This window comes from Comamonas sp. BIGb0152 (assembly GCF_024809975.1).
Taxonomy (GTDB): Bacteria; Pseudomonadota; Gammaproteobacteria; order Burkholderiales; family Burkholderiaceae_C; genus Comamonas.
In genome coordinates this window covers 729,031-754,833 of record NZ_JANUDY010000002.1, presented here as the reverse complement: position 1 = coordinate 754,833, position 25,803 = coordinate 729,031, and the positions used below count along the sequence as shown (strand labels likewise).

Below are 25,803 nucleotides of genomic sequence, written 5' to 3'. Positions count from 1 at the left end.
GATGTTTGAGAATTTTTCAGAAATGATGTTGCAGCTGTTTGCCACCTCGCTGTGGGAAACGCTGATCATGGTGGGCATCTCCGGCGTGGCCGGTGCCTTGCTGGGTATCCCTTTGGGCGTGTTTTTGCGCCTGACCGACCAGGGCGGCATTTTGCAAAACGGTGCCGCCAACAAGATTGTGGGCTGGCTGGTCAATGCCGTGCGCTCCACGCCGTTCATCATCTTGCTGGTGGCGATCATCCCGTTCACCCGCTTCATCACAGGTTCGTCCATTGGCACAGCGGCCGCCATTGTGCCGCTGACCTTGGCTGCCGCGCCGTTTATCGCCCGTCTGGTGGAGACCTCGCTGCGTGAGGTGGACCATGGGCTGGTGGAGGCCGCACAGGCCATGGGTGCCAGCTCTTGGCAAATCGTCTGGAAGGTGCTGCTGCCCGAGGCGCTGCCAGGCATCGTCGCCGGCTTGACCATCAGCTTTGTGTCGCTGACCGGCTACTCTGCCATGGCCGGTGCCATTGGCGGCGGCGGCCTCGGTGACCTGGGTATCCGCTACGGCTACCAGCGCTTTTTGCCGGACATCATGCTGGCCGTGGTGGTGATTCTGATCATCTTTGTGCAGCTGGTGCAGAGCCTGGGCGACTGGGCGGTGCGGCGCCTGAGCCATAAGTAATCGGCTCCCTCGGCCTCAAGCCCCCAGCCCATGCGCCCGTGCCCATGGGCTTTTTTCATAGGTGGCAGCGCCTGTCACCCACGGGCGTTCAGCGCGCCGGGCTCTGCCTACAATGCAGCATTTCCCACGCTTTGGAGACCGCCATGAATGCCGCCTTGCCGACTGCCACCGCACATGCCTTGCCCCTGCAGGCGCTGGACCCTGCGCAATGGCTGCGGGCCAAGCCCTTGCTCGATGAGGGCTGGATCCAGGCCCACCCGGCGCTGGCGCGCGCCTTGCCGGTGGTGCTCGCCCGCGATGTAGGGCAGGACTGGCACAAGGCGGGCACGTTCCGCCACCATTTGCTGGGCGTAACGCGCAGCCTGCAGCTGTGGCAGCAGCCCGAAGATGTCAAGCTGCTGGGCCTGCTGCACAGCGTGTATGGCAATGCCTTTGTGGACCTGGTCAAGTTCGATGCCAGCAGCGAGCGCAGCCAGCTCGCAGCCCTGGTGGGCGAGCCGGCCGAGCAGCTGGTCTATGAGTTCTGTATTCTCTCGCGGGCCCAGTTTGTGCAAAAGGTGCTGGCCGGTGCCATTGAGGCCGATGGCGCGGTGTTGCTGGACCACAAGGGTGCGCAGCGCCGGGTCGAGCCCTATACCGTGGCCGCCTTCATCATCGTCAGCATGGCCGACACCATCGAGCAGTGGTTCAGCTGGCAGGACGACATTTTCTCGACCTTCCCGCAGGTGCCGCAGCGCTCGCAAAAAGCGCATTGGATGGCATCGCTCTGGCCCGGCCCCATGCGGCCCAGCGGTCGCATGCTGTCGCAGATTGCCAGCCTGGGCCTGGCGCTGCAGCACCCGGCATTGAAGGGGCTTTTGCCCATGCCCCCGGTATTTGCGCACTGCACGCAGGGCCTGAGCCCGGCCGCCGATGCGGCAGCGGCGTCGCTGTACTGGTCGGTGATCCAGCAAGACCAGCCGCTGACCGATCTGGATGTAGCCACCGGCGTGCTGGAGCAGGCGGTGCAGCTCAACCCCTGGGTGGGCGAGCCGCAAATGGTGCTGGCCCAGCTCTACCTGAGCGCCGGGCGCGATGCCGAGGCGCTGGCGGCGGCGGACAGTGCGCTGCAGTGCTTTAGCGCCTGGGGCAATGCCTGGGACAAGCGCGTGCAGTGGGATGCCTGGGTCGCCTGGACGCGCATCCTGCAGCAGCATGCCAAAAACGGCAACTGGCCCGAGCGCCTGGACAAGCTCAACAACGTGGCACTGCGGCCTGAATAGGCGAGCCCGGCGGTTGTAAGCAAATGGCAAAAAGTTCTTTGTTGCGTTGCAAAATCGGGCGTACATTTCGGTATCGCATTTGAAAGGTATCGCTCCCGTGCAAAAACGTACATTGCTGCAATCCGTGCTGGCCCTGGCTTTGGCCGCCGGTGTCTCTGGCGCCGCAGTCGCACAAGACAAGGAAATCAAGATCGGCGTCACCGCAGGCCCGCACGCCCAGATCATGGAGCAGGTCAAGAAAATCGCTGAGAAAGACGGCCTGAAGATCAAGATCATCGAGTTCAGCGACTACATCCAGCCCAATGCCGCGCTGCAGTCCGGCGAGCTTGATGCCAACAGCTACCAGCACAAGCCCTATCTGGACGCCCAGATCAAGGACCGTGGCTACAAGTTTGTGGTCGCGGCCGACACGGTCAATTTCCCCATCGGCATCTACTCAAAGAAGCTCAAGAAGATCGATGAGCTCAAAGAGGGTGCGCGCTTTGGTATCCCCAACGACCCGACCAATGGCGGCCGTGTGTTGCTGCTGCTGCAGGCCAATGGCCTCATCAAGCTGAAGGAAAGTGCTGGCCTCAAGGCCACGCCTTTGGACGTGGTGGCCAACCCCAAGAAGCTGCGCTTTGTCGAGCTGGATGCCGCCCAATTGGCGCGCTCGCTCGATGACCTCGATGCCGCTGCCATCAACACCAATTTCGCCATCGCTGCGGGCCTCAACCCCAAGTCCGATGCGATCGTGGTCGAAAGCGCCAAGAACCCCTATGTCAATATTCTGGTGATTCGCGAAGCGGACAAGGGCCAGCCTTGGGTGGACAAGCTGGTCAAGGCCTACCACAACGATGAGATCCGCAAGTTCCTCGACACCCAGTTCAAGGGTTCGGTGATGGCAGGCTTCTAAGCGCTGCCCGGCAGATAAAAACCTCGCAGCGCTGTGTGCTGCGAGGTTTTGTTTTTTGGGGGTCCGGGAGAACCGACGGACTCAGCTGCGCGCTGGTTTGGCCTTGGCGCGCTTGCTGCCGGGAACACTGGCCGATGCGTCTTCCGCCGGCAGCGGTTCGACCTTGACAATGGCCAGCGACATATTGTCGCCCGAGCCGTTGGCGCGCATGCGCGCCCGCTCGATCAGGAACTGGCTGGCCTCGCGGGGCGAGAGCAGGCGGGTGATGGAGGAGAGCTCGTCGGGCGAGAAGTAATGCCAGATGCCATCGCTGCAGGCCAGCAGCACATCGCCTTGCTTGAGCATGGGAATGCGGTGGTGCACCAGCGGTGGGTCATCCGCCGTGCCCAGGCAGTGCAGCAAGATATTGGATTGCGGGTGGTAGCGTGCCTCTTCCAGGGTCAACTGGCCTTGGTCGACCAGGGTCTGCACATAGGAGTGGTCGCTGGTCTGGTAGAGCAGCTGCCCATCGCGAAAGTGGTAAATGCGCGAATCGCCCGAATGCACCCAGGCGCAGGCGCTGTTGGGCAAGATCAGGTAGGCCGCGATGGTGCTATGGGGCTCTTGCTCGGCAGAGATGGCCACCAGGCGGATGAGCAAATGGGCCTCGCGTACCAGGTTGCCCAGCATTTCTTCGGCGCTGTCCGTCTCCGGGGAGAAACGCTCGAACACCTGCTTGGCGGTGAGCATCACCTGGTCTGAGGCGGCGCGCCCACCGCTGCGGCCACCCATGCCATCGGCCACTACCGCCAGCACACAGCCTTTGGCCCGCGGATGGGCGAGCATGAGCACCTGGTCTTGCTGGTAAGGACGGTCGCCCTTGTCGAGGCCGGTAGCGGCAGAGAGGCGGTAGCTGGTGCTCATGCGCAGTGGAGGGTCGATATATAAAATGGATGGGCGAACAGGGCATCATAGAACAGATCGCCCGGCAGTCTGTGGCATATGCGCCAACACGCTAGACTGCCATGCTCTGCCGCCTATTGTCGTTTATCCATGCCACTCCCTCATGACTCTGCCAGCGTTTTTCCGCTGCAGCTGCGTCCGCAGCAAGAGCAGATGATGGCGGCCATCGAGACGGCATGGGCGCAGGGCCAAAAGGTGGCGGTCGAGGCCCCCACGGGCACTGGCAAGACCTATGCCTACCTGCTGGCGGCCCTGGCCCGCAATGAGCGTTTTGTGGTCAGCACGGCCACCCGGGCGCTGCAGGATCAGCTGCTGGAGCGGGACATTCCCACCGTGCTGGCGCACTTGGGCCTCCAGCGCAAGGCGGTGGTGCTCAAAGGCCGGGAGAACTATGTGTGCCTGCTGGGCCTGGCCCTTGCGCGGGACAAGCTCAGGGATGCACAGGCCAGCGGCCTGGCGCAGGTGGAACGCTGGGCGCAGAGCACGCAGTCCGGTGATCTGGCCGAACTTGACGACATTCGCAATTTGCCCAGCCTGGTGCCGCACATTACCGCCAGCCATGACGAATGCCTGGGCCAGCGTTGCAGCCACTTCGACCGCTGCTTTTCCAACCGCGCCAGAGCGCGCGCCGCGCAGGCTGATATTTTGGTGATCAACCACCATCTTTTCTTCAGCGAACTGCGCCACCGCCAGATGCTGGGCGCAGGGCAGGGCTTCGTGCCCCTGGCGCCCACCATGGTGATGGACGAGGCCCACCAGTTGCAGGCCATTGGTTTGAAAGTGCTCGCCAAAGGCCTGAATGTGGGCGACATGCGCGATTACCTGGCATCCGTAGAGCGCCAGACCGGCCTGCATGCACGCGGCTATGCAGCCTGGGAAAGCCTGTTGCGGCAAGCGCAGCAGGCGCTGCTGCGCTGGATAGAGGCGCAGCAGACGACATTGAATGAGGAAGATACGGCGTTGCAGCGCAGTGCCCGTCAGGCGCTGGTAGGTTTGCACAATGCGCTGTCGGCCTTGGTAGCAGCCCTGCAATTGGTGGCAGAGAGCGCGGCGGTGATCGGGCAGCTGGCGGTGCAGGGCGATGTACTGCTCCTGGCCTTGCGGCAATGGTCCAGCGGTGGTGGGCCAGGCGTCGTGCGTTGGTGGGAGTCGCCCGCGTTCTCGCGTGGCCCCGGTGGAACTGGCCAGGCTGCTTCCGGCCGCTATGCCTGGCGCCAGGGATTCCGCGAATCGCCTCTGTGGTTATGGCAGGCTTTGGCGGCCCTGGGTGCCGATGTGCGTGCTAGCAGCTGGCTGGGCAGCGGCGTGCAGCGCTGGCTGTTTACCTCGGCCACCTTGGGCGGCGACGATGCACTGACCTGGTTTGCGCAGGGTATGGGCTTGCAAGCGGGCAGCCCGGTCGCCGGCGATACCTCGCCGCTGGCGACCCTGCGCTTGCACAGCCATTTTGACTGGGCGCAGCAGGCGGTTCTGGTGGTTCCTCAGGGCCTGCCGAGTGCCGATGCGCCGGCCCCGACGCGTGCGCAGGCCTTGGCCCAATGGCTGCTGCCACATGTGCTGGCGCTACAGGGGCGCTGCATGGTGTTGTGTACCTCGACCGCGGCGATGGAGGCTTTGGCGCAAGCGTTGCGGTGGGGCCTGCAGGGGCAGCCGATCGAGGTACTGCAGCAAGGCGATCAGCCCAAACGCCGCTTACTGCAGGCGATGCGGATGGCACCTGGCTCCCGAGTGGGCCGTGTGCTGGTGGGGACCCTGGGTTTGTGGGAGGGGGTGGACTTGCAGGGCCAGGCCTTACAGCTGCTGGTGATTGACAAGCTGCCCTTTCCGCCCCGGCACGACGCCTTGCATGCAGCGCGTGTGCAGGCCCTGGGCGCCGCAGGCGTGGATGCCTTTGCGCGCTATATCGTGCCCCAAACGGCGATGCAGTTGCGCCAGGGTGTGGGGCGGCTCATTCGATCGGCCAGTGACCAGGGCGCGGTCGTGATCGCCGACGAGCGCTTGCACCACCGCAGCTATGGTGCGAGCTTGCTCGCGGCGCTGCCGCCGATGCCGCTGGTGCCCGAGGCCCAGTTGCAGGACTATTTGCGCGCCCTGGCGCAAGCCCAGGGCGATGAGCAAAGCCGCACCCAGCATTCAACCAGGCGTTAAAAAAGCGGCTCGTGCCGCTTTTTTGGGGGTGCCTCAGCGAAAGCCGAAGGCGCCTGGGATGCTCACCACATCTTCCACCAGGGGCGGTCATCCTTGCGGAAGCCGTTGGCCAGGAGGCGGGTGTTGGGGTAGCTGGCTTCGAGCACGCGCTTGGTGTCCGCAGCCATGTCGGCCATGTTCAGGCGCTCGTACGACAGCATCAGGATGTAGAGTGCATCCTCTTGCGCAGGCACCTCTTTGTAGTCAGAGATCGCGCTTTGGGCGCGGTTGACCGCTGCCACATAGGCACCACGCTCGTAGTAGTAGCGGGCCACATGGACCTCGTACTGCGCCAGCGAGTTGACGATGTAGCGCATGCGCTTTTCAGCGTCAGGCGTGTACTTGGATTCGGGGAAGCGCGTGGTCAACTCGCGGAAGGACTCGAACGAGTCCTTGGCAGCCTTCTGGTCGCGCTCGGACAGGTCTTGCTTGGAGACCCAGGAGAACAGGCCCAGGTTCTCATTGAAATTGACCAGGCCTTTGAGGTAGAGCGCATAGTCCACGCCCTCGCTGGCAGGGTGGAGCTTGACGAAGCGGTCCAGCGTGGCAATGGCCTGGGCCTTTTCGCCGCTCTTGTACTGCGAATAGGCTTTTTCCAGCTGCGCTTGCTGTGCCATGGCGGTGCCAGCGGCACGGCCTTCGAGCTTTTCATACAGCGGAATGGCTTTGTCGAACGAGCCCGACGAGGCTTCGTCACGCGCTTCCGAATAAATCTTGTTCGGGCTCCAGCCGGCGGTAGGGTCCACATCGGTCGATGAACAGCCCGCCAGCAAAGCGGCGAGTGCTACGGAAGCGATAGCTGGAACCTTCGATTTGGGGTACGCAAACAGCATTTTTGGCTTGAAATCCATGGACGGAAAGCTGAAAAACCGCGTGGGGCGCCAAGGCCTGCCACGCAGCGGGGCAGCCTGTGCCGCGCCCTCTGATCTGGGCCATTGTAATCGGCGCGCGCCCCGATCACGAAGACCGGACTTGCCACCTGTAGGGCTGTGTAACATTCGCGCAGGGATATGCCATGGTTTGCACGGACGGGGCTGCGGCTTTCCTACAATGCAGGGATATGTTCGTACACCTTCGCATTCACTCCGAGTTTTCCATCGTCGACAGCACCAATCGCATCGGCGATCTGATCAAATTTGCTGCAGGTGATGGCCAGCCGGCCATGGCGCTGACCGACCTGAACAGTCTGTTTGGCGCTATCAAGTTTTACAAAGCCGGGCGCGGCGCAGGTGTCAAACCCCTCCTGGGCGCCGAGTTGAACCTGGAGCCCGAGGTGGCCGGTGGCCCGCTGTCGCGCATCGTCGTGCTGATCCAAAGCCAGCAGGGCTACCTCAATCTGTCAGAGCTGCTGGCGCGCATCTGGATGGCCGACACCGTCAAGGCCCAGCCCCAGTGCACCTGGGCCTGGCTGCAGGAGCTGTCAGAGGGCTTGATTGTGCTGTCGGGCGCGCAAGCCGGGCCGGTGGGGCAAGCGCTGATGCGCGGCGACGAGAAAGCCGCGCGTGGCGTGGCCTTGCGGCTGGCCAGCCTGTTTCCGCACCGCTTTTATATCGAGCTGCAGCGCGCGGGCCGCGCCGATGATGAAAGCCATGTCAGCGCAGCGGTAGCCTTGGCCGCCAACCTCAAGCTGCCGGTGGTCGCCACCCACCCGGTGCAGTTTGGCAAGCCGGCCGATTTTGAATCGCATGAGGCCCGCGTCTGTATTGCCGAGGGCGAGACCTTGGGCAACAAAAAACGCGTCAAGCGCTTTACCCGCGACCAGTACCTCAAGACCGCCGCCGAGATGGAGGCCCTGTTTGCCGACCTGCCCAGTGCCATTGCCAATACGGCGCAGATTGCCCAGCGCTGCAGCGTGACCTTGCAGCTGGGCAAGTACTTTTTGCCCGATTTCCCCACGCCCAATGGCATGCCGATTGATGCCTACTTCCGCCAGGCCTCGTTCGAGGGGCTGGAGGACCGTCTGCAGCTGCTGTTCCCCAAAGAGGCCAAGCGCGAGGCTGAACGTGCCAAATATGTCGAGCGCTTGGAATTCGAGCTGGGCATCATCTTGAAGATGGGCTTTCCCGGTTACTTTCTGATCGTGGCGGACTTCATCAACTGGGCCAAGACCAATGGCTGCCCGGTGGGGCCGGGCCGGGGATCGGGGGCAGGATCGCTGGTGGCCTATGTGCTCAAGATCACCGACCTCGATCCGATTCACTACAACCTGCTGTTCGAGCGCTTCCTGAACCCCGAGCGCGTATCGATGCCCGACTTTGACGTGGACTTTTGCCAGGCCAACCGCGACCGGGTGATCGACTATGTGAAAGACCTCTACGGCCGCAATGCCGTGAGCCAGATTGCCACCTTCGGCACCATGGCCGCGCGCGCGGCCATCCGCGACGTGGGCCGCGCGCTGGACATGGGCTATGGCTTTTGCGACGGTATCTCCAAGCTGATCCCGAACAAGCCGGGTCTGCATGTCACCCTCAAGTACCCGCCCAACCCGCCCAAGGAAGGCGACAAATACACCTACGCCATCAAGGAAGAGCCGGTGCTGGCCGAGCGCATCGAGAAGGAAGAGGATGTCAAGACCCTGATCGAGATGGCGCAAAAGCTCGAAGGCATGACCCGCAACATTGGCATGCACGCGGGGGGCGTGGTGATTGCGCCGGGCAAGCTGACCGATTTTTGCCCGCTCTACCAGCAGCCGGGCAGCACCTCAGCGGTGGCCATGTATGACAAGGACGACGTCGAGGCCGTGGGCCTGGTCAAATTCGACTTTTTGGGCCTGGCTACGCTGACGATTCTGGAGATCGCCCGGGAGTCCATCATCCAGCGCCACAAGGGGCAGGAGAACTTCCAGTTTGAAACGATTCCGCTCGACGACGCCAGGACTTACCAGCTGTTCTCGGCCGGCAAGACCGAGGCGGTGTTCCAGTTTGAATCGCGCGGCATGCAGCAGATGCTCAAGGAAGCCAAGCCCAGCCGGCTGGAGGACTTGATCGCGCTCAATGCGCTCTACCGCCCCGGTCCCATGGACCTGATCCCCAGCTTTGTGGCGCGCAAGCACGGCAAGGAAGTGGTGGAGTACCCGCATCCGCTGGTGGAGAAAGTGCTGTCCGAGACCTACGGCATCATGGTCTACCAGGAGCAGGTGATGCAGACCGCCCAGATTTTGGGGGGCTACAGCCTGGGCGGTGCTGACTTGCTGCGCCGTGCCATGGGCAAGAAAAAGGTCGAGGAGATGGTGCAGCACCGCGCCACCTTCCGCGAAGGGGCGTCGAAGATCGGCATTGACGAGGCCAAGGCCGACGAAGTGTTCGATTTGATGGAGAAGTTTGCAGGCTACGGCTTCAACAAGTCGCACGCCGCTGCCTACTCCTTGCTGGCGTACCACACCGGCTGGCTCAAGGTGCATTACACGGCGGAGTTCTACTGCGGCAATATGACCGTGGAAATGGACAACACCGACAAGCTCAAGGTCCTGTATGAGGATGCCTTGAAGATGGGCGTGACCTTTGAGATGCCCGATGTGAACCGGGGCCGCCACCGCTTTGAGCCGGTGACCGACAAGGTCATCCGCTATGGCCTGGGTGCCATCAAGGGCACGGGCCAGGCCGCCATCGAGGCCATTGTGGCTGCACGCGAAGGCCAGGGCACGGGCCCCCAGGGCGATACCAAGGGCCCTTTCAAGAGCCTGTTTGACTTCTGTCTGCGGGTGGACCGCAGCAAGCTCAACAAGCGCACGGTGGAAGCCCTGATCAAGGGCGGCGCCTTTGACAGCATCCAGCTCAACCGCCGGGCGCTGCTGGAATCGGTGGATGTGGCCTTTGAGTTTGCCGCCACCACCCATGCCAATGCCAACCAAGGCGGCCTGTTTGACATGATGGGCGAGGACACGCTGGGCTCCAGCACCCAGGAGCCGCCGCTGGCCGATGTGCTGCCTTGGGGCATCAAGGAGCGGCTGGTGCTGGAGAAGACCGCCATCGGCTTTTACCTGTCAGGCCATTTGTTTGATGAGGTCGAGCTGGAAGTGCGCCAGTTTGTTCGCACCCCCATCGCCCAGCTCAAGGACAGCCGCGAGCCCCAGACCGTGGCCGGCATCATCAGCGAGCTGCGCGTCATCAACGGCCAGCGGGGCAAGCTGGTGTTGTTCAAGATCGACGACAAGTCTGCCGTCATCGAAGGCTCGATCGACGAGGCAACCTGGAGCCGCCACAAAGAGCAGCTCAAGGACGACGAGTTCGTCATCCTGAGTGCCCGCATCGGGCAGGACCATTTCAGCGGTGGCCTGCGTGCCAAGGCCCAGCATGTCTGGGGCCTGGCCGATGCCCGGGCGCGCTTTGGCCGCTACCTGCTGGTCAACACCGATCGCCACCAGCCCGATGTTGCGCGTTTGATTCAGGAGTTTCCCGCAGTCGAAGAGCGCACCGACGAAGGGGTGCTGCGCCACGGCCTCAAGATCCGCCTGGGTGTCGTCTGCGGCCAGGGCGATGGGCGCGCCGGCGTGGAGCTCAACCTGGGCGATGCCGCACGCTTTTTCCCCAGCGACCAGGCCATGGCAGCCTGGTCCCAGGAAGCGGGCCACGAAGCCATCAAAATCGTTTACGAAAGCATGGCTTAAGAGGGATTTTGCCCGGGCTGAAAAACGGCTGCGCCAGTAGTTGCTGGCGCAGCCGTATTGAAGTTCATAAAAGCATCACCATCTTTGTTCATGTGGAAATTTAGCCTTATAGAATGATCTCAATGGCCACGAAACCTGTTGTTCCTCCCCCGCCGAATCTGCCCGCAAAGCCCCAACCACCGGAGGACGGTGGAGGCGCTTTGGTGGTTGAGCGCATCGCGCAGCGGGTGGAGCCACCCAAGATGTACCAGGTGGTCATGCTCAATGACGATTTCACACCGATGGAGTTTGTGATCGAGGTGCTTCAGCATTTTTTTGGCAAAAGCCGCGAGGCGGCCACCCAGATCATGCTGAAGATCCACTTGGATGGGAAAGGGGTATGTGGTGTGTACTCGCATGAAATCGCCGAAACCAAGGTGGCACAAGTGATGGATGCCGCCAATGGTGCAGGCCATCCGCTTCAGGCGGTATCGGAGCCTGTTGAATAACGGAATCCGATCCTCATCTAGAAGCAAGTTGAGTGTATTTGGCAAGCAAAAAAGGAGTTTCAAATGATTGCTCAGGAACTGGAAGTCAGCTTGCACATGGCTTTTGTAGAAGCCAGGCAACAGCGCCACGAATTCATCACCGTGGAGCATTTGCTACTGGCCTTGCTGGACAACCCCAGCGCTTCTGAAGTGTTGCGCGCATGCTCTGCCAATATCGATGACTTGCGTGCGTCGCTGACCAATTTCATCAAGGACAACGCCCCCCAAGTAGCGGGCGAAGACGAAGTGGATACCCAGCCCACCCTGGGTTTCCAGCGCGTGATCCAGCGCGCCATCATGCATGTGCAAAGCACGGGCAATGGCAAGAAGGAAGTGACTGGCGCGAATGTGCTGGTGGCCATTTTTGGCGAAAAAGATTCGCATGCCGTGTACTACCTGCACCAGCAGGGTGTGACGCGCCTGGACGTGGTCAACTACATCGCCCACGGCATCAAGAAGAACGACACCCCCGAGCTGCCCAAGTCCGAGTCCAGCTCGGATGCGGAAGAGGTCGGCAGCAACAACGCCGAGCGTGCCGAAAAGGCATCGCCGCTGGAGCAGTTCACCGTCAACCTGAACCAGCAGGCCAAGGAAGGCAAGATCGATCCGCTGATCGGCCGCCAGTACGAGGTGGAGCGCACCATCCAGATCCTGTGCCGTCGCCGCAAGAACAACCCGCTCTTGGTGGGTGAAGCCGGCGTGGGCAAGACGGCGATTGCCGAAGGCCTGGCATGGCGCATCACGCAAGAGGATGTGCCTGAGGTGCTGGCCGAGGCCACCGTCTACTCGCTGGACATGGGCTCGCTGCTGGCAGGCACCAAGTACCGAGGCGATTTTGAACAGCGCTTGAAAGGCGTGCTCAAGGCCTTGAAAGACAAGCCGCATGCGATCTTGTTCATCGACGAAATCCACACCTTGATCGGTGCCGGTGCAGCCTCGGGCGGCACCTTGGATGCGTCCAACCTGCTCAAGCCGGCGCTCTCTAGCGGCCAGCTCAAGTGCATCGGCGCGACCACGTTTACCGAGTACCGGGGCATTTTCGAAAAAGACGCTGCGCTCTCGCGCCGTTTCCAGAAAGTCGATGTGGTCGAGCCCACGGTGCCCGAGACCATCGATATTTTGAAGGGCCTCAAGTCGCGCTTCGAAGAGCACCACAACGTCAAGTACGCGTTGGCAGCCCTGCAGGCGGCCGCCGAGCTGTCGGCCAAGTTCATCAATGACCGCCATTTGCCCGACAAGGCCATTGACGTGATCGATGAGGCCGGTGCCGCGCAGCGCATTCTGGCGCCTTCCAAGCGCAAGAAAACCATTGGCAAGACCGAGATCGAAGAGATCGTTGCCAAGATCGCCCGCATTCCTCCGGCCAATGTCAGCAATGACGACCGGGGCAAGCTGCAGACCTTGGAGCGCGACCTCCGAAGCGTGGTCTTTGGCCAGGACAAGGCCCTCGAAGTGCTGGCGTCAGCCGTCAAGATGGCCCGCTCCGGCCTGGGCAAGGTGGACAAGCCCATTGGTTCTTTCCTGTTCTCCGGCCCGACCGGCGTGGGCAAGACCGAGGCTGCCAAGCAGCTGGCCTATATCCTGGGCATCGACTTGATCCGCTTTGACATGTCCGAGTACATGGAGCGCCATGCGGTCTCGCGCCTGATTGGTGCGCCTCCCGGCTATGTCGGTTTCGACCAGGGTGGCTTGCTGACCGAAGCGGTGACCAAGAAGCCCCATGCGGTGCTGCTGCTCGATGAAATCGAGAAGGCACATCCGGACATCTTCAATGTGCTGCTGCAGGTGATGGACCACGGCACCTTGACCGATAACAACGGACGCAAGGCTGACTTCCGCAACGTCATCATCATCATGACCACCAATGCGGGCGCAGAGACGATGAACAAGGCCGTGATCGGCTTTACCAACCCGCGTGCGGCGGGCGACGAAATGGGCGATATCAAGCGCTTGTTCACGCCCGAGTTCCGCAACCGTCTGGACGCCATCGTCAGCTTCAAGCCGCTCGATGAGCAGGTCATTTTGCGGGTGGTCGACAAGTTCCTGCTCCAGCTGGAGCAGCAGCTTGCCGAGAAGAAGGTCGAGGTCACGTTCAGCGACAAGCTGCGCAAGCACCTGGCCAAGACCGGCTTCGATCCGCTGATGGGTGCGCGGCCGATGCAGCGCCTGATCCAGGACACCATCCGCCGTTCGCTGGCCGACGAGCTGCTGTTTGGCCGCTTGACCGATGGTGGGCGCCTGAGCGTGGAATGGGACGACAGCAACGCCGACAAGCCCGAGGTGCTGCTCGACATCCAGCCGCTGCACAAGAAGGAGCGCGCCAAGCAAGAGCCGGCTGAGCCTGAAGAGGAAGTCGCTGCCGATTGAGGCACCGTGCTACGAAAACAGCCGCTTGCGGCTGTTTTTTTATGCGCGCGGCTGTCACGGTGGCAGGCTACACTGGGCGGTCCCATCAACAGGAGCACGGTGCTGTGGCGTCCTTATCTCCGTATCTGACCAAGGAAAATCTGGTCGCGCTGCTGTCCGTGATCTGGCCGATTTACCTGGGGGTCGTGGGTATCTGGATTCTGATGCAGCGGCGGGCCCCCGTGGCCACCCTGGGTTGGCTGCTGTCCATGGGGTCTTTGCCGGTGGTGGGGCTGATCGTCTACTACTTCATCGGGCCGCAGCGCATGAAGCGCCAGCGCATCAAGCGCCTGCGCGCGCGCAACAAAAACCATGTGCGCGAGACCACCCGCCGCATACGCGACGGCCAACCCCAGCCCCCCGCCCAGCTGCGCGAGATGGTCAAGCTGGTGGAGGCCACCAGCGGTTTTCCCATCACCTCCGCCGAAAGTGTGGAGCTTTTAAGCGGCGGGGCGGCCACCTTTGACCGCATTCTGGACGACGTGTCGCAGGCCCGTCACCATGTGCACCTGGAATACTATATTTTCGAGCCCGACCAGACGGGCACGCGTTTGCGCGATGCACTGGTTGAGCGGGCCAAGGCCGGGATCAAGGTGCGTATGTTGGTCGATGCGCTGGGCTCCAAGCGGGTCAACCGCAAGTTCATTGCGCCCTTGCTGGCGGCAGGTGGCGAGTTTGCGGTGTTTCACCCCACGCGCATCGGCAGGCGCTTGCGCCCGGTGATCAATTTCCGCAGCCACCGCAAAATCTTGGTGGTCGATGGCCAAATCGGCTTTACGGGCGGCGTCAACATCACCGACGAGGAAGACCGCCGGGTCAACCCCAATGCCTACCACGACGTGCACCTGCGCATGGCGGGCCCCATCGTCACCTGGCTGCAGACCACCTTTTTGGAGGATTGGGCCTATGCACTGGAAAAGTCCGCCCAGGACATGCCCGCCAACCTGAACTTGCTGCTGCCCGACATGCCCGATGGCTGCCATGCCATGCAGCTGGTGAGCTCGGGCCCGGACAACCCCACCGAGCCCATCCACCGCGCCCATGTGGCCGCCATCCAGTCCGCCACCGTGCGGGTGTGGCTGACCACGCCGTACTTTGTGCCCACCGAGCCCGCCATGTATGCGCTGACCAGCGCTGCGCTGCGCGGGGTGGATGTGCGGCTGCTGGTGCCGGAGAAATCAGACTCTGTGTTTGTGACTGCTGCAGCCCGCTCTTACTACGAGGAGCTGATCAGCGCGGGCGCCAAGGTCTATGAGTACCATGCGCGCATGCTGCACTCCAAGACGCTGGTCGTCGACGATGACCTGACCATCATCGGCACGGCAAATTTCGACAACCGCAGCTTTCGCCTGAACTACGAGGTCTGTGCCATTGGTTATGGCCCGGAGCTCAACGCCCGGCTGCAGGACCAGTTCATGACCGACCTGGTGCGCTCCAAGCTGGTGGCCACGCGCCGCAAGCAGCGCTTTTTGCCCCGGCTGGGTGATTCGATCGCGCGCCTGTTCTCACCATTGCTGTAACCAGGCGCTGCCCAGTCTGCCTGGGAGCGGCTGCCAGAGCAGGCATACTAGCGGGCATGCAGAATTCCTTGTCCGCCCCCGCCAGCTTTTTCTGGCACGACTATGAAACCTTTGGCGCCGTGCCACGCCAGGACCGTCCCGCCCAGTTTGCCGGCATCCGCACGGACATGGACCTCAACGAAATCGGCGAGCCGGTCATGCGGTACTGCCAGCCTGCGCTGGATTATTTGCCCAGCCCGCAAGCCAGCCTGATCACCAGCCTGACCCCGCAGCACTGCCTGGAGCAGGGCGTGCCCGAGCACCAGTTTGCCGCCGCCGTGGAGGCCGAGCTGGGCCGGCCCGGCACCATTGGTGTGGGCTACAACACCATCCGTTTTGACGACGAAGTCACCCGCTACATGCTGTGGCGCAACCTGCGCGACCCTTATGCCCGTGAGTGGCAAAACGGCTGCGGCCGCTGGGACCTGCTCGATGTCGTGCGTATGGTCTATGCGCTGCGCCCCGAAGGCATTCAGTGGCCCCAAAAAGAAGATGGTTCGGTCAGCTTCAAGCTCGAAGACCTGGCGCGCGCCAACGGCATCCTGCATGAATCGGCGCACGATGCGCTCAGCGATGTGCGTGCCACCATTGGCCTGGCGCGCCTTATCAAGCGCCTGCAGCCGCGCCTGTTTGATTTTGCACTGGGCCTGCACAAGAAAGACCGCGTGATGCAGGAGCTGGCCCTGCCGGCCACCTCCGCCAATGCACGGCCTTTTCTGCATGTATCGGGCATGTACGGCGTCGAGCGCGGCTGCATTGCCGTGGTCTGGCCGCTGGCCCAGCATCCCACCAACAAAAACGAAATCATCGCCTGGGATCTGGCCCAGGACCCGAGCCAGCTGGCAGAGTTGTCCGTCGATGACATGCGCCTGCGCATGTTCAGCGCCACGGCCGATCTGCCCGAAGGGACAACGCGGCTGCCCATCAAGACCGTGCACCTGAACAAGTCGCCGATGGTGGTCAGCAGCCTGCGCACGCTCAGCGCCGAGCAGGCCGCCCGCTGGAAAATTGACATGGAACAAGCCATGCGCCATGCCGCCATTGCCCGCGATCTGCCCGACATGAGCGCCACCTGGGCCGCCGTGTTCCAGCGCCCACCGCTGCAAGGGGTGGATGTGGACCAGGATCTGTATGGCGGCTTTATCGGCCAGGCCGACCGCCGCCGCTTGAACCAGCTGATCGACATGCACCCGCAAGAGCTGGCCGTTGCCAAGCCGGGCTTTGACGATGCGCGTCTGCACGAGCTGCTGTTCCGCTACCGCGCCCGCAACTTCCCTGATTCGCTGAATCCTGAAGAGCAACAGCGCTGGCAGGCGCTGCGCATTGCCTTTTTGCATGAAGGCCTGGGCGGCGCGCGCACGGCCGAGCAGATGTTTGCAGAAATCGACCAGTTGTCTGAAACCGCCGATGAGCGCGCTGAAGAGATTCTGGGCACGCTGTACGACTGGGCCGATGCGATCATGCCCGATGCTTGAGCGCGCTTAGCGCCGTGGCGGGCTAGCGCTTGCTGCAGGTGAGGGCCGCAACTGCTGGGATCAGCCAAAGAACTGGTAGCAGACCACAATGGCCGCCACCACACCGGCAAACTCGGCCAGCAGCGCGCAGGGCACGGCGTGGCGTGCGCGCTGGATGCCCACCGCGCCAAAATACACGGCCAGCACATAGAAGGTGGTCTCGGTGCTGCCCTGGATGATGGCGGCCGCCAGCGCGGGGAAGCTGTCCACACCATGGCTTTGCATGGTCTCGATCAGCATGGCGCGCGCGGCGCTGCCCGAGAAGGGCTTGACCAGGGCGGTGGGCAGGGCGTCGACAAAACGGCTGTCCATGCCGCTCAGCTCCACCAGCCAGCGGATACCATCCAGCGCATAGCCGAGTGCGCCAGAGGCGCGGAACAGACCGACGGCGCAGAGCATGGCCACCAGGTAGGGCAGCAGCCCCTTGGCAACATCAAAGCCTTCCTTGGCCCCTTCGACAAAGGCCTCGTAGACAGCGACCTTGCGCCAGGCGCCCACCACGACAAACAGCACAATCAGCCCGAACAAGGTGAGGTTGCCGAGCAGCGAAGATACCTGCGCCATGGCGGTAGAGGTCAAGGTGGCGAGAAAGGCCATAAAACCGGCCAGCACCAAGCCTACCGGCAGCAAATAGGCCAGCACCACCGGGTGCCACAGCGGCAGGCGCTGCACGATGGCGACAGAGACCAGTCCAACCAGCGTCGAGACCGAGGTGGCCAGCAGAATCGGCAGAAAAACCAGGGTCGGATCAGGCGCGCCTTGCTGCATGCGGTACATAAAGATGGTGACCGGCAACAAAGTCAGCGACGAGGCATTGAGCACCAGAAACAAAATCTGCGCATTGCTGGCCGACGTGGGCGAGGGGTTGATCTCTTGCAGCGCCCGCATGGCCTTGAGCCCAATGGGGGTGGCGGCGTTGTCCAGCCCCAGCGCGTTGGCGGCAAAGTTCAAGGTCATCAGGCCCAGGGCCGGGTGGCCCCGTGGCACCTCGGGCATCAGCCGGGCAAACAGGGGCGCCAGCCAGCGGGCCAGCATATCCACCAAACCGGCCTTTTCTGCAATCTTCAAAAAGCCCAGCCACAAGGTGAGCGTGCCAAACAGCAGCACCATCACCTCGACCGACAGCTTGGCCATGCCAAACAGCGCCTGCACCATGTCGGCAAAGATCTGGCTGTTGCCGCCCACCAGCCATTGCGCAAAAGCGGCCACAGCGGCCACTACAAAAAAACCCAGCCACAAGCCGTTGAGCATGGGGAATCCTTCGTCATCAGGCGCGCCGCAGCACCGGGGCTGCGCGCCATGCCGCTGATTGTGCGCGATGCCGGGTGCTGCCCAAGCCAGGCGGTGCGCAAACTGTGTGCTGGGCCGCAAAAGCCTCTCTCAGCGGCCGCCGCTTATGCGGGAAAACCACAGGACTGCAAACATCAGCACGCGCCTATTTGTCAGCGGTATGCAAGGCAAAGGGAAATAATGGCTCCACAACAAAAGATGGAGACTGTTCCCCATGCGCCGTTTTGCCGACTTTTATGCCCGCTCGATCAACGACCGCGATGCCTTCTGGGCCGAGCAGGCCCAGCGCATTGACTGGCATGTGCCGCCCCAGCAGATCTGTGATTACAGCAACCCGCCGTTTGCGCGCTGGTTTGCAGGCGGGCAGACCAATCTCTGCCACAACGCCATCGACCGCCATGTGGCCGAGCGGGGTGAGCAGGCGGCGCTGATTGCGGTATCGACCGAGACCAACACCGAGCGCAGCTACAGCTATGCCGAGCTGCACCGCGAGGTGCAGCGCATGGCGGCTGCGCTGCTGGCCCTGGGCGTTAAAAAGGGCGACCGCGTGCAGATCTACATGCCGATGATTGCCGAGGCGGCCATTGCCATGCTGGCCAGCGTGCGCATCGGTGCCATCCACTCGGTGGTGTTTGGCGGCTTTGCATCGGGCTCGCTGGCCACCCGCATTGACGATGCCCAGCCCACCGTCATCATCAGCGCTGATGCGGGATCGCGTGCCGGCAGAGTGGTGCCCTACAAACCCTTGCTGGACGAGGCCATTGCACTGGCCAGCCATAAGCCACAAGCGGTGCTGATGGTGAACCGGGGCCTGGCCTCCATGCCGCTGGTGGCCGGGCGTGACCACCTCTGGGCTGATCTGCGTGCCCAGCACCTGGATGCGCAAGTGCCCTGCGAATGGGTGGATGCTACCCACCCCAGCTACACGCTCTACACCAGTGGCACCACCGGCAAGCCCAAGGGTGTGCAGCGTGATACGGGCGGCTACACCGTGGCGCTGGCCGCCAGCCTGCCGGCGATCTTCGATGCCAAGCCCGGCCAGACCTTTTTCTGCACCAGCGACATTGGCTGGGTCGTGGGCCACAGCTACATCATCTACGCGCCGCTCATTGGCGGCATGGCCACCCTCATGTATGAGGGGCTGCCGATCCGGCCGGACCCGGGCATCTGGTGGAGCCTGGTCGAGAAGTACCAGGTCACGCACATGTTCTCGGCACCCACCGCCATCCGCGTGCTCAAAAAGCACGACCCGGAATACCTGAGCAAGTACGACCTCAGCAGCCTCCAGGCCTTGTGGCTGGCGGGCGAGCCGCTTGATGAGCCCACGGCCAACTGGATCAGTGGTGCCATTCAGCGCCCCATCATCGACAACTACTGGCAGACCGAGACCGGCTGGCCGATCTTGACCCTGTGCAATGGCGTCGAGCCCCAGCCATCGCGCTTTGGCAGCCCAGGCAAGGCCGTGTTTGGCTACAACGTCAAGCTGATCGATGGCGATACCGGCGCCGAGCTGGTCGAGCCCATGCAAAAAGGGGTGATCGCCATTGAAGGCCCCTTGCCACCCGGCTGCCTGATGACCGTGTGGCGTGACGACCAGCGCTTTGTCAACACCTACTGGAAGAGCATTCCCGGCCGCCTGGTCTACAGCACCTTTGACTGGGGCGTGCGCGACAAGGAGGGCTACTACTTCATCCTGGGCCGCACCGATGATGTGATCAACGTTGCGGGCCACCGCCTGGGCACGCGCGAGATCGAGGAGAGCATCTCCGGCCATGCGGAGATTGCCGAGGTCGCCGTGGTGGGCGTGGCGGATGCCTTGAAAGGCCAGGTGGCACTGGCCTTTGCTGTGCCGCGCAGCAATGCGGTTGCCGGCGACAGTGCCGCATGCGCCGCTTTGGAAAAATCGGTCTGCAACCATGTTGATAAGCAGCTGGGGGCGGTGGCCCGGCCAGCACGGGTGTACTTTGTGGCCACCCTGCCCAAGACGCGCAGCGGCAAACTGCTGCGCCGCGCGTTGCAGGCGGTGGCGGAGAAGCGGGATACGGGGGATCTGTCGACCATGGAAGACCCCGCAGCGCTGCAGCAGGTGGTGGAGGCGATGGCGGCGGACGCGCGTTGATGCGCTGGGCGAGGAGGGCGGTGTAAGGCCACGGCGCATCGGGCCTCACCATGCCTCCCCTGCCTGCATAGCCGAAAGCAGGGCGCAGCAAGTGGAATCCGCAGCCCATTGCAGACGCCTGCACAAATCCACACTGACCTGCGACCCGAGTACCAGCGCAAGCGCGAGCGAATACGGAAGAAAGCTTAGCCCAGTCAGCTCGGCGCAGCCACGGCTGGCACATGCTGGCGCACCGCCTCCAGCAGCAGCGTGGCCAGCCGGCTTGCCGGGGCCTCGGAATGGGCCTGCGCGCGATACAACACCAGCGATATCTGCGGCAGCGCTGGCAAGGACAGCACCGCGCGGTCGAGCGGGCGCACATGCGAGGGCAGACCGAACGGCGTGCGCACGGTGAGGCCCAGCCCAGCCGACGTGGCGGCCCACAGCGCGGCCAGGCTGGCACTGCTAAAGGACCGGCGCCAGGGCAGGCCAGCACGGTCGAGTGCGGTGATGACCATCTCGCGCAGCGGGCACGGCGCGTCGAGCATGATGAGCGGCAACGGCTCCTTGCTCTTGGGTTTGCGCGCGCCGGAGCCTGGGTGTTCGCGCTCTGTCCACCAGGGGGCATCGACCCGCTCCAATGCCTTCGGGCCAATCCACAACAACGGGAGCCGAGCCACGTGCTCGGCGTACTGCGAAAGCGGTTGGTCGCCCGCGTCCCATGCCAGCGCCAGGTCCAGCTGGCCCAGTTCGAGTCGCTCGCGCAGCTCGCTGCTGCGCGCCACGCAGGCCTCGATGCGCACCTTGGGGTGCGCGCGAGCGAAGCGGCCCAGCACGGCGGGCAGCAGCGTCTCGCCAAAGTCTTCCTGCAGCCCCAGCCTCACCCAGCCCTGCAGGTCGGCGCCACGCAGAGCGGCGCTGGCTTCGTCGTTCAGTTCAAGCATGCGGTGCGCGTAGGCCAGCAAAGTCTCGCCAGCATCGGTGAGCGCCAGGCCCCGGCCCAGCTTGCGAAACAGCACGGTGCCGGCCTGCGCCTCCAGCTTTTTCAGCTGCGCGCTCACGGCTGAGGTCGAGCGCCCCAGCTTGTCGGCCGCGCGCGCATAGCTGCCGAGCGCGATGCCGGTGGAGAACGTGCGCAGCACGTCGAGATCGAACATGGTCTGGCTCATGGTGGGGGTCTTTCTATCGTCCTGGTTTTCAGGATGATTGTCGCAATATTTTCTGATATTCAAAACATTTGCAGCGGCGGATACTGCGTTGCACCATGAGCTTATCCACTTCTTCTTCAACCTATCCAGCGGGCCACCGCTGGAAAGTGCTGGCCGCGGGTGTCGCCGCCAACGCGGCTTTTTCTGTAGCTTTCAGCGGCATTCCCATGACTGCGGTGCTGATGCGCACCGGCTACCAGCTCGACAACGCCTCGCTCGGCTTGGTGCTCGGCCTCATGGGGCTGGGCATCGCGGTGAGCGAGCTGCCATGGGGTCTCTTGACTGACCGCTGGGGAGACCGACCCGTGCTGCTGACCGGGCTGGGCAGCACCGCGCTTGCGCTGCTGGCGATGGCGCTCTGGGCCGCACCAAACGCGCAGCACATTCCAGGTCTTGGCTGCTTGGGCGCAGGCTTGTTGCTGGTCGGCCTGCTGGGCGGCAGCGTGAACGGCGCTAGCGGACGTGCGGTGATGACGTGGTTCGGCGCCAGCGAGCGCGGTCTGGCGATGAGCATTCGCCAGACCGCCGTGCCGCTGGGCGGCGGTATCGGCGCGCTAGTGCTGCCTTGGGTGGCCCTGCACTGGGGCTTCGCTGCGCTCTACAGCTTGCTGGCGGCGCTGTGCGCGCTGGGTGCGGTGATGGGCTGGGCCTGGGTGCATGAACCGCCCCTGTCTGCGACGACGCCGCGCACGCGCAACACCGCGGCAGATGCTGCTCTGGCACTGAAGGCCGGCCCGCTGCACGATGCACGCGTTTGGCGCATCGTGCTGGGCATCGGCATCCTCTGCGCACCGCAGTTCGCCGTGCTGTCCTTCGGCACCGTGTTCCTGCACGACTTTGGCCACGCAAGTGTCGCGACGATCACCGCCACCATGGTCTTTACGCAGGTCGGCGCGATGGTGCTGCGCGTGTGGAGCGGTCGCTGGACCGATCTTCGTCGCAACCGCCCGGCTTACCTGCGCGCTTGCAGCGCACTCAGCGTGGTCTTGTTCGCAGGGCTCGCGCTACTGGTTGTGGCCGTGGGCACGCAGACCGCCGACCCATTGGCGCTGCGTGTGGCGTTGGTCGTGTTGCTGGGTGTGAGCGGTGTCTGCGTGTCGGCATGGCATGGCGTCGCGTACACCGAGCTCGCCATGCTGGCCGGTGCGGCGCGGGCGGGCACCGCGCTGGGCATGGCGAACACCAGCGTGTTCCTGGTGTGCTTTGTCACGCCTTTATTGATCCCGCAGCTGCTCGCCCTGCAGGGCTGGCCAATGGTGTGGCTGGTTGCGAGCACCTGTGCGCTGGTGGCGATGCCGCTGCTGGCGCCGCGTACTGCGGCGACAGCCGTCGATTCAGAGATCCACAATCAGCAAACTTCCGTGGCTCCCCGATAAAACCGCATGAGGAACGCCGGCTTCGGCAATGTACATCTGACCCGCGTCAATGCGGAGCGCCTCGCCGGCAACTTCCAGCACCATTCGGCCACTGACGACCAGCAAGACCTCATCGTAGTCATGCGCTTCCTCGCCATACGGCAGTTGGTCCATCCGAAGCAATTTGATGTTTGTCGAGCCCACTCGTCCAAGTACTGTGGAGCGCCATGCCGCAGGCAGTGCATTGGCGATGGTAGGGAGGTCAAATAGGGGCATGTTTTTCGGCTTCCGAGTCTTGGTCCATCAGCAGAATTTCGGCGACACACATCGCGAGCACGGCTGCGGGTATACAGGCACGGACTTTAGCTGAAACATGGCATGGAGGGGCACCGTTGACGTCTCCATGAAACCCATCGCTAGGCCAGCGCAAGCCTTGGTGCTCGGATGCGCACTAGGTGCCGGTGACCGAATGCGCAGGATCAGGCCGTGCGCGGCAGCAACCGCTGTAAGGCCAACCCGGCGACGACGGGAGGTCGCAGCAAACGGATCTGAGTTGCTGGCTGACCAGTGCTTGAGCGGCAGCAGTCGCCAGGGCCAGGTGTTGAATGGGCGCTGTACTGATCGAGCGCTTCGGTGGTCTAAAAACAAGGGTAAACCCATGATTGCAAAGGTGTGGCCCACGCTACATTTAGTTAATCAATCAACATTTCCAAACGAGGCAATCATGCGCATCCACACCAGCAGGATCCATTTTGGCGGGGTTCGGCTATGGGCCGTATCGCTGGTTGCCCTCGCAGGGGCTTTTGCGGCGCCGTCCGCCTTTGCCCAGGCAACGCGAACCTGGGTGTCTGGAGTGGGTGATGATGCAAACCCCTGCAGCAGAACGGCGCCGTGCAAGACTTTTGCCGGAGCCATCTCTAGAACTGCCGCTAGAGGTCAAGTCAACATCCTTGACCCCGGTGGCTTTGGCGCGGTTACCGTCACCAAACCTATCTCGCTGGATGGTGCAGCCGCTGGCACGGCTGGCGTGCTGGTCAGCAGCGGCAATGCCATCATCATCGATATCGACACGGGAATCCATCCCAATGCCACCGTGGTTCTGCGCAACTTGAGTATTGAAGGACTCGGCACGAGCGCGTCAGGGATCCAAGTGCGCAGCGCATCCAAGGTTCTGGTCGAGCACACCCAGATCCAAGGTTTTCAAAATGCCATCGAAGTGCAGAGCGGCGCAAACGCCCAGTTGCTGGTGCAACGCGCCGATATCGTGAACAACCGCGCGGCAGCCATTTCCATGGGTGATGCCAATAGCAAGCTCTACCTCTCGGATTCGTCGCTTTTTGGGAATGCCACCGCCTTCAATACCACCGCCGGCAATGTGACCACCTATAACAATAACCGCCTTGAAGGCAATGACAGTCCCAGCACGCCCACCGCGACACTCTACGAGCGCTGAGCAGCAAAGGATCAGCCATGACATGCCCTCCACACTATCGGCTTGGCAGCGGCATTGCGCTGGTGATGCTGGCCTGCACCCTCAGCCCGCTGGCGCGCGCCGCCGAACTCGTGGTCAATGGTGGCTTTGAGCAAAACGCTGGCGCGGGTTCACTGGGCTTTACCGGCTGGCAAGCCATGTCCCAGCCGGGATCGCAGGGAGGCTTTTATGCACAGCAAGGCACCCAAAGTGCCCTGACGCCTGTCAGCGTCGCAGCGCCGCCACAAGGCACGTTTGCAGCGATGTCCGATCAGCCTGGTCCTGGGTCGCATGTCCTGTACCAGGATATCGCTGTGCCCGCAGGCAAAAGCGCGACACTCAGCGCGCAGGTGTATCTGCAAAGTGCGGCACCCCCATCGGCCGCACCCGCTAGCCTGGATTATCAGACGGTACCCAACCAGCAGGCACGTATCGATATCATGGATCCGGCGGCGCCCTGGAACGACCTGGGCACTGGCGTTCTTGCCAATGTCTTCCAATGGTCGGGCGCAAGCGTCGGTAGCGGCTATCAAAGCATTCAGTTCGATGTGACGCCCTATGCAGGGCGCAGCATTCGCCTGCGGCTTGCCGAGGTGGACAATCGCCAGAGCCTTTTCTTTGGTGTTGATGCGATCAGCATCAGCGCATCCGATGTCACGCCCCCGGCCAGCGTTGGTGCAGACAGGCAAGGCAATACCGTCACATTAAACTTCCCTCCCGTCGCATCCACCCCTACGGAGACCGTCACGGGCTACCAGGCCCAGTGCGTGCCCGTCGGTGGCGGTGCCGCCATCACGGCGTCTGCAGGGCAGTCGCCCATCACGGTGCCGGGCTTAGCCCCAGGCGTTGCTTATATCTGTACGGTCGCTGCGCAGACCAATGTGGGCACCGGGCCAAGCAGCCCCCCTATCACTGTTCCAGGCGCATCGACTGCAGCAGCCGCGCCCATACCTGCATGGAGCCTTGTCGCCACGCTGCTGGCATCGTTGTTCATGCTGGTCGGCTTGTTCTTCCGTTCTCGGGATCGCTCCCGCCACCCTCTACGACGCTAGCAACCCTCTGCAAAACGTCCTGCCTGGGTCTGAACGCGGACGCAGGCGCTCCGCTGCGTTGTCTTGCTTGTCCATAGCCCGCTATTGGCTGCAAAGACGCCTTGCGCCTGATCCCGATCCGTGTCCATCCCATGGGCGAAGGCTTGTGCTGAGGGTCCCGGGATGCAGAGGAGGGCACCAAGCCAGCGTTGGATGCGCTTCTCGTTGTAGCCGTGGATGCACGGCTCGACCACCGCAGTGGCCAATGTCCTCGCTAGCGTTGCAAATCAAGGTCATAACTAACCCAGTGGGTCACTTGTGCCAGCTGGTCGTAGAGCTGGCGCGCCGGGGCATTGGAATCCGCCGTTATCCACCGCAACACAGCCCAGTTGCGCTCTTTCCCTTTGGCCGCCACGCCAACGATCAAGCGGCGGCCAATGCCTGAGCCGCGCCTGTCTGGCGCCACAAACAGGTCGTCGAGAAACCCGACGTCCTGTGCGATCAGCGGGTCAGGGCAGGCACGAAAGTGCGCCAGTCCCAACAACTGCTGATCCTCTGCCTCTGCGACCAGTCCCTCCAGGGGATGGTGTGGGTCCATCAGCCATGACCATGACCGATCCAGAATCGCATCGGTCATGGTGGATTGGTAGAAGTCCGCATACTGGCGGTAGAGCTGCGCCCAAGGCGTTCGATCGCGCGTTTCCAGGGGGCGGATTTTCAGGGGGCTCAGCGTGGGGCGGTCTTTGTTCATACGGGCTCTGGCTCTGGCTTTGTCATTCATGGGA

At 62.9% G+C, this 25,803-nt stretch carries 19 protein-coding genes; 13 read left to right on the top strand and 6 right to left on the bottom strand.

Features of this window, described 5'->3' with window-relative positions; genetic code table 11:
• Window position 1 precedes the first annotated feature (1 nt).
• The 3 genes from M2375_RS06855 to M2375_RS06845 all read left to right on the top strand — a co-directional run bounded on the left by M2375_RS06855 (window position 2) and on the right by M2375_RS06845 (window position 2,824).
• A complete protein-coding gene (locus tag M2375_RS06855) occupies window positions 2-667 on the top strand; it encodes a methionine ABC transporter permease (protein ID WP_259164748.1) in 666 nt (221 codons plus the stop codon).
• A 143-nt stretch (window positions 668-810) separates the two neighbouring features.
• The gene (locus M2375_RS06850) at window positions 811-1,929 is read left to right on the top strand and encodes a DUF6817 domain-containing protein (protein WP_259164746.1); all 1,119 of its coding nucleotides are present in this window, start codon (window positions 811-813) and stop codon (window positions 1,927-1,929) included.
• 97 nt (window positions 1,930-2,026) lie between these two features.
• On the top strand, window positions 2,027-2,824 hold the full coding sequence (locus M2375_RS06845; protein WP_259164745.1) for a MetQ/NlpA family ABC transporter substrate-binding protein: 798 nt from the start codon (window positions 2,027-2,029) through the stop codon (window positions 2,822-2,824).
• 81 nt (window positions 2,825-2,905) lie between these two features.
• Here M2375_RS06845 and M2375_RS06840 read toward each other — a convergent pair whose 3' ends face one another.
• On the bottom strand, window positions 2,906-3,727 hold the full coding sequence (locus M2375_RS06840; protein ID WP_259164744.1) for a PP2C family serine/threonine-protein phosphatase: 822 nt from the start codon (window positions 3,725-3,727) through the stop codon (window positions 2,906-2,908).
• A gap of 129 nt (window positions 3,728-3,856) precedes the next feature.
• Between M2375_RS06840 and M2375_RS06835 the strand changes: the two genes are divergently transcribed.
• Window positions 3,857-5,914, top strand: a complete 2,058-nt coding sequence (locus M2375_RS06835) for an ATP-dependent DNA helicase (protein ID WP_259164743.1) — start codon at window positions 3,857-3,859, stop codon at window positions 5,912-5,914.
• Window positions 5,915-5,976: 62 nt separating this feature from the next.
• Here the strand turns inward: M2375_RS06835 and M2375_RS06830 are convergent, their stop codons facing one another.
• A complete protein-coding gene (locus M2375_RS06830; RefSeq protein WP_404979285.1) occupies window positions 5,977-6,786 on the bottom strand; it encodes an outer membrane protein assembly factor BamD in 810 nt (269 codons plus the stop codon).
• A 227-nt stretch (window positions 6,787-7,013) separates the two neighbouring features.
• Between M2375_RS06830 and dnaE the strand changes: the two genes are divergently transcribed.
• The 5 genes from dnaE to sbcB all read left to right on the top strand — a co-directional run bounded on the left by dnaE (window position 7,014) and on the right by sbcB (window position 16,526).
• Complete coding sequence (gene dnaE / locus M2375_RS06825) at window positions 7,014-10,559, top strand: DNA polymerase III subunit alpha (protein ID WP_259164741.1); 3,546 nt, start codon at window positions 7,014-7,016, stop codon at window positions 10,557-10,559.
• A 113-nt stretch (window positions 10,560-10,672) separates the two neighbouring features.
• Window positions 10,673-11,047, top strand: coding sequence for an ATP-dependent Clp protease adapter ClpS (gene clpS, locus M2375_RS06820; RefSeq protein ID WP_259164740.1), 375 nt, complete (start codon window positions 10,673-10,675; stop codon window positions 11,045-11,047).
• 63 nt (window positions 11,048-11,110) lie between these two features.
• Window positions 11,111-13,453, top strand: a complete 2,343-nt coding sequence (gene clpA, locus M2375_RS06815; RefSeq protein ID WP_259164738.1) for an ATP-dependent Clp protease ATP-binding subunit ClpA — start codon at window positions 11,111-11,113, stop codon at window positions 13,451-13,453.
• Between the two features lie 104 nt (window positions 13,454-13,557).
• Entirely contained in the window at window positions 13,558-15,012 is a 1,455-nt protein-coding gene (cls, locus tag M2375_RS06810) for a cardiolipin synthase (protein ID WP_259164736.1), read from the top strand.
• A 56-nt stretch (window positions 15,013-15,068) separates the two neighbouring features.
• Window positions 15,069-16,526 (top strand): exodeoxyribonuclease I, encoded by a 1,458-nt coding sequence (gene sbcB / locus M2375_RS06805; protein ID WP_259164735.1) that lies wholly within the window; start codon window positions 15,069-15,071, stop codon window positions 16,524-16,526.
• Between the two features lie 60 nt (window positions 16,527-16,586).
• Here sbcB and M2375_RS06800 read toward each other — a convergent pair whose 3' ends face one another.
• Entirely contained in the window at window positions 16,587-17,816 is a 1,230-nt protein-coding gene (locus M2375_RS06800) for a nucleoside recognition domain-containing protein (protein ID WP_259164734.1), read from the bottom strand.
• 253 nt (window positions 17,817-18,069) lie between these two features.
• On the opposite strand from M2375_RS06800, the gene M2375_RS06795 reads away from it, so the two are divergent.
• On the top strand, window positions 18,070-19,974 hold the full coding sequence (locus M2375_RS06795; RefSeq protein WP_259164733.1) for a propionate--CoA ligase: 1,905 nt from the start codon (window positions 18,070-18,072) through the stop codon (window positions 19,972-19,974).
• 194 nt (window positions 19,975-20,168) lie between these two features.
• On the opposite strand, the gene M2375_RS06790 is transcribed toward M2375_RS06795, so the two are convergent.
• Window positions 20,169-21,122, bottom strand: coding sequence for a LysR substrate-binding domain-containing protein (locus tag M2375_RS06790; protein WP_259164732.1), 954 nt, complete (start codon window positions 21,120-21,122; stop codon window positions 20,169-20,171).
• A 95-nt stretch (window positions 21,123-21,217) separates the two neighbouring features.
• On the opposite strand from M2375_RS06790, the gene M2375_RS06785 reads away from it, so the two are divergent.
• Window positions 21,218-22,537 carry an MFS transporter gene (locus M2375_RS06785; RefSeq protein ID WP_259164731.1) on the top strand — a complete coding sequence of 440 codons (1,320 nt, stop codon included), beginning with the start codon at window positions 21,218-21,220 and terminating at the stop codon, window positions 22,535-22,537.
• On the opposite strand, the gene M2375_RS06780 is transcribed toward M2375_RS06785, so the two are convergent.
• Window positions 22,496-22,792 (bottom strand): cupin domain-containing protein, encoded by a 297-nt coding sequence (locus M2375_RS06780; protein ID WP_259164729.1) that lies wholly within the window; start codon window positions 22,790-22,792, stop codon window positions 22,496-22,498. The genes M2375_RS06785 and M2375_RS06780 overlap by 42 nt on opposite strands.
• A gap of 448 nt (window positions 22,793-23,240) precedes the next feature.
• Between M2375_RS06780 and M2375_RS06775 the strand changes: the two genes are divergently transcribed.
• Entirely contained in the window at window positions 23,241-23,969 is a 729-nt protein-coding gene (locus M2375_RS06775) for a right-handed parallel beta-helix repeat-containing protein (protein ID WP_259164728.1), read from the top strand.
• 17 nt (window positions 23,970-23,986) lie between these two features.
• Complete coding sequence (locus M2375_RS06770) at window positions 23,987-25,039, top strand: fibronectin type III domain-containing protein (RefSeq protein WP_259164727.1); 1,053 nt, start codon at window positions 23,987-23,989, stop codon at window positions 25,037-25,039.
• Between the two features lie 253 nt (window positions 25,040-25,292).
• Here M2375_RS06770 and M2375_RS06765 read toward each other — a convergent pair whose 3' ends face one another.
• Window positions 25,293-25,769, bottom strand: coding sequence for a GNAT family N-acetyltransferase (locus M2375_RS06765; protein WP_259164726.1), 477 nt, complete (start codon window positions 25,767-25,769; stop codon window positions 25,293-25,295).
• Window positions 25,770-25,803: the final 34 nt, after the last annotated feature.

Excerpts from the sequence above, each read along its gene's own strand:
- clpS (WP_259164740.1), top strand. The coding sequence starts at position 10,673 with ATGATCTCAATGGCCACGAAACCTGTTGTTCCTCCCCCGCCGAATCTG.
- M2375_RS06800 (WP_259164734.1), bottom strand. The coding sequence starts at position 17,816 with ATGCTCAACGGCTTGTGGCTGGGTTTTTTTGTAGTGGCCGCTGTGGCC.
- M2375_RS06785 (WP_259164731.1), top strand. The coding sequence starts at position 21,218 with ATGAGCTTATCCACTTCTTCTTCAACCTATCCAGCGGGCCACCGCTGG.
- M2375_RS06790 (WP_259164732.1), bottom strand. The coding sequence starts at position 21,122 with ATGAGCCAGACCATGTTCGATCTCGACGTGCTGCGCACGTTCTCCACC.
- M2375_RS06830 (WP_404979285.1), bottom strand. The coding sequence starts at position 6,786 with ATGCTGTTTGCGTACCCCAAATCGAAGGTTCCAGCTATCGCTTCCGTA.
- M2375_RS06840 (WP_259164744.1), bottom strand. The coding sequence starts at position 3,727 with ATGAGCACCAGCTACCGCCTCTCTGCCGCTACCGGCCTCGACAAGGGC.
- clpA (WP_259164738.1), top strand. The coding sequence starts at position 11,111 with ATGATTGCTCAGGAACTGGAAGTCAGCTTGCACATGGCTTTTGTAGAA.
- M2375_RS06835 (WP_259164743.1), top strand. The coding sequence starts at position 3,857 with ATGCCACTCCCTCATGACTCTGCCAGCGTTTTTCCGCTGCAGCTGCGT.
- M2375_RS06770 (WP_259164727.1), top strand. The coding sequence starts at position 23,987 with ATGACATGCCCTCCACACTATCGGCTTGGCAGCGGCATTGCGCTGGTG.
- M2375_RS06775 (WP_259164728.1), top strand. The coding sequence starts at position 23,241 with ATGCGCATCCACACCAGCAGGATCCATTTTGGCGGGGTTCGGCTATGG.
- M2375_RS06850 (WP_259164746.1), top strand. The coding sequence starts at position 811 with ATGAATGCCGCCTTGCCGACTGCCACCGCACATGCCTTGCCCCTGCAG.
- M2375_RS06795 (WP_259164733.1), top strand. The coding sequence starts at position 18,070 with ATGCGCCGTTTTGCCGACTTTTATGCCCGCTCGATCAACGACCGCGAT.
- sbcB (WP_259164735.1), top strand. The coding sequence starts at position 15,069 with ATGCAGAATTCCTTGTCCGCCCCCGCCAGCTTTTTCTGGCACGACTAT.
- M2375_RS06765 (WP_259164726.1), bottom strand. The coding sequence starts at position 25,769 with ATGAACAAAGACCGCCCCACGCTGAGCCCCCTGAAAATCCGCCCCCTG.
- dnaE (WP_259164741.1), top strand. The coding sequence starts at position 7,014 with ATGTTCGTACACCTTCGCATTCACTCCGAGTTTTCCATCGTCGACAGC.
- M2375_RS06855 (WP_259164748.1), top strand. The coding sequence starts at position 2 with ATGTTTGAGAATTTTTCAGAAATGATGTTGCAGCTGTTTGCCACCTCG.
- M2375_RS06780 (WP_259164729.1), bottom strand. The coding sequence starts at position 22,792 with ATGCCCCTATTTGACCTCCCTACCATCGCCAATGCACTGCCTGCGGCA.